Annotated in this window: 4 protein-coding genes; 2 read left to right on the top strand and 2 right to left on the bottom strand. The window is 69.9% G+C overall.

The window, feature by feature from the left end:
- Positions 1 to 947: APC family permease (locus A9X03_RS11370; protein WP_156746537.1), on the bottom strand; the 947-nt coding region annotated here is incomplete at its 3' end.
- A 129-nt stretch (positions 948 to 1,076) separates the two neighbouring features.
- On the opposite strand from A9X03_RS11370, the gene A9X03_RS11365 reads away from it, so the two are divergent.
- Positions 1,077 to 1,745: a TrkA family potassium uptake protein gene (locus A9X03_RS11365; protein WP_156669900.1), complete on the top strand. Its 669-nt coding sequence runs from the start codon at positions 1,077 to 1,079 to the stop codon at positions 1,743 to 1,745.
- A 12-nt stretch (positions 1,746 to 1,757) separates the two neighbouring features.
- A complete protein-coding gene (locus A9X03_RS11360; RefSeq protein WP_067268952.1) occupies positions 1,758 to 2,435 on the top strand; it encodes a TrkA family potassium uptake protein in 678 nt (225 codons plus the stop codon).
- Between the two features lie 154 nt (positions 2,436 to 2,589).
- Here A9X03_RS11360 and A9X03_RS11355 read toward each other — a convergent pair whose 3' ends face one another.
- Entirely contained in the window at positions 2,590 to 3,213 is a 624-nt protein-coding gene (locus tag A9X03_RS11355) for a DUF3159 domain-containing protein (protein ID WP_082974471.1), read from the bottom strand.
- Between the last annotated feature and the right edge of the window lies 1 nt (position 3,214).

The raw sequence follows: 3,214 nt of genomic DNA, 5'->3' as shown, positions 1-3,214 counted from the left end.
ACCGTTTCCGCCAGCTGGGTGACCAGCGTCTTCTGGTAGTAGCCGGGCGGCGCGCCGGTCAATTGCCGGGCGGGATCCTCGACCAGCTGCACCCCGATCTGCTGGGCCAGCACAATGATGCCCATCAGCAGGGCCACCGCGATCCCGCCCAGCATCAGCAGCGTCGTCGCCGCGTTGCGCGACTTGGGCTTCTCGAATGCCGGAACCCCGTTGCTGATCGCCTCCACGCCGGTCAGCGCCGCGCAGCCCGAGGAGAACGAGCGCGCCACCAGGAATGCCAGCGCGAAGCCGACGACCTGACCGTGCTCGGCGTGCATCTGAAAGCCGGCCGACTCCGCGCGCAGCGGGTTGCCCAGCACGAAGACCCGGAACAGGCCCCAGCCGATCATGATGAAGACGCCGACGATGAACGCGTAGGTCGGAATGGCGAACGCCACGCCCGACTCGCGGATTCCGCGCAGGTTCAACGCCATCACCAGCAGGATCGAGGCCACGCAGAACCAGACCTTGTTCTCGGCCACGATCGGGATCGCCGAGCCGATATTGGCCATCGCCGACGCCGTCGAAACGGCCACGGTCAGAACGTAATCCACCATCAGCGCGCTGGCGACCACCAGTCCGGCGGTGTCACCGAGGTTGGTGGTGACCACCTCGTAGTCACCGCCGCCCGAGGGGTAGGCGTGCACGTTCTGCCGGTAGCTGGCCACCACCACCAGCATCACCGCGGCCACGGCGAGACCGATCCAGGGCGTCAACGCGTAGGCGGACAGGCCGGCGACCGACAGCATCAGGAAGACTTCCTCGGGTGCGTACGCCACCGAGGACAACGCGTCGGAGGCGAACACCGGCAAGGCGATCCGCTTGGGCAGCAGGGTGTGACTCAGCCGGTCGCTGCGTTGCGGCCGACCGATGAGCAATCGACGCGCTGCGGTGGAAAGTTTGGACACGAGAGCCAAGACTAAGCCCACCGGGGTGTGGCGGTAGCTTCGTAGGTGAGAATGTTTGCCGACCCGAAATCGGCTGGCCGACGTGGGTTGCCGATGGGGGCCGCAGGACGCAGCCGAGAGGATCGGAAATTGCGAGTAGTGGTGATGGGCTGTGGCCGCGTCGGTTCCTCGGTGGCCGACGGGCTGTCGCGGATCGGCCACGACGTCGCGGTCATCGACCGCGACAGCACCGCCTTCAACCGGCTCAGCCCGGAATACGGCGGGGAACGGGTGCTCGGCCAGGGGTTCGACCGCGACGTGTTGCTGCGGGCCGGCATCGAGGAGGCCGACGCGTTCGCCGCGGTCTCCTCCGGCGACAACTCGAACATCATCTCGGCGCGGTTGGCCCGGGAGACCTTCGGCGTTAAGCGCGTCGTCGCCCGCATCTACGACGCCAAGCGGGCCGAGGTCTACGAGCGCCTCGGCATCCCCACCATCGCCACCGTGCCCTGGACCACCGACCGCCTGCTCAACGCGCTGCTGCGGGACACCGAGACAGCCAAATGGCGGGACCCGACCGGCACGGTGGCCGTCGCCGAGGTAGTCCTGCACGAGGAGTGGATCGGCCACCGGGTCACCGATCTCGAGCAGGCGACCGGCGCCCGGGTGGCCTTCCTGATCCGGTTCGGAGCCGGCGTCCTGCCCGAGCCCAAGACGGCTCTGCAGGCCGGCGATCAGGTCTACGTCGCCGCGATCTCGGGCCGGGTGGCCGAGGCCGTGGCCATCGCGGCCCTGCCACCCAGCGAAGACCTCGGTTAAGGAGCGGCGAACATGAAGGTAGCTGTCGCCGGGGCCGGCGCGGTCGGCCGCTCCGTCAGTCGCGAACTCATCGGCAACGGCCACGACGTGACGCTGATCGAGCGCAACCCCGATCACGTCGACGTCGACGCCATCCCCGCCGCGCACTGGCGGCTCGGCGACGCCTGCGAACTGAGCCTGCTGGAATCGGTGCACCTGCACGAATTCGACGTGGTGGTCGCCGCAACCGGCGACGACAAGGCCAACGTCGTGCTCAGCCTGCTGGCCAAGACCGAATTCGCGGTGCCCCGGGTGGTGGCCCGGGTCAACGACCCCCGCAACGAGTGGCTCTTCACCGACGCCTGGGGCGTCGACGTGGCGGTGTCCACGCCGCGCATGCTGGCCTCACTGATCGAAGAGGCCGTCGCGGTCGGTGATCTGGTGCGGCTCATGGAATTCCGCCGCGGGCAGGCCAACCTGGTCGAGATCACGCTGCCCGACGACACCCCCTGGGGCGGCAAGCCGGTGCGCCGGCTGCAGCTGCCGCGCGACGCTTCGCTGGTGACGATCCTGCGCGGCCCGCGGGTCATCGTGCCGGAGGCCGACGAGCCGCTCGAAGGCGGCGACGAGCTGCTCTTCGTCGCGGTCGCCGAGGCCGAAGAGGATCTGCGCAAGCTCCTGCTGCCCGACGGCCCGGGGCTCGACGACTAGGACCGGTGACCCGCAGCGCCCGGCTCCGCCGCGCTCGCGATCACCGCGGACCGATGGCCGTGACCCGCAGCGCCCGGCTCCGCCGCGCTCGCGATCACCGCGGACCGATGGCGGTGACCCGCAGCGCCCGGCTCCGCCGCGCTCGCGATCACCGCTAGTCGCTGACGGGATCGGCGTCGATCGGGGCGCGGGCGTCGCCGGCCGCGAGCATGGCGCGCTGCGCGGACTTGATCGCCAGGTACGTCGCCAGCGCGGCCGCCACGGTCAGCGGCCAACCCATCGCAATGCGAGCGACCGCCAGCCAACCCGTCTGGTCCGCGTTGTAGAGCAGGCCCTGGACCACGAACCGGGCGGCGAAGACCAACACCCAACAGATCGAGGCTGCGTCGAGCGCGTGGACGGCCCTCGGGACGTCGCGCCAGCCGTGACCCCGCCCGGTGGCCCAGGTCCACACGTAGCCGACCAGCGGCCGCCGGATGACGACCGACGCCGCGACGACCACCGCCCACAGCAACGACATCCAGATGCCCAGCAGGAAGTAGCCCTTGGACTCCCCGACGATGTAGGCGACCAGCGCGCAGATCGCGACGCCGAAGAACCCGGACACGGCCGGCTGCGGGGAATCCCGCCGGATCAGGCGCCACACCAAGACCAGGGCGGCCGCGGTCAGCGCGGAGGCGATCGCCGCGAACAAGCCCGACACGCTCGACGCAATGACGAAGATCACAACGGGCAGCGACGAATAGATGACCCCGCTGACCCCGCCGGCCTGCCGCAGC

This window comes from Mycobacterium sp. E1715, from assembly GCF_001667625.1.
Classification (GTDB): domain Bacteria; phylum Actinomycetota; class Actinomycetes; order Mycobacteriales; family Mycobacteriaceae; genus Mycobacterium.
Note: the sequence above shows the minus strand (reverse complement) of the source record. Positions and strands in the feature narration are given on the sequence as shown.

What these genes read in the sequence shown, in the direction of transcription:
- A9X03_RS11360 (WP_067268952.1), top strand. Translation starts at nt 1,758, where the DNA reads ATGAAGGTAGCTGTCGCCGGGGCCGGCGCGGTCGGCCGCTCCGTCAGT.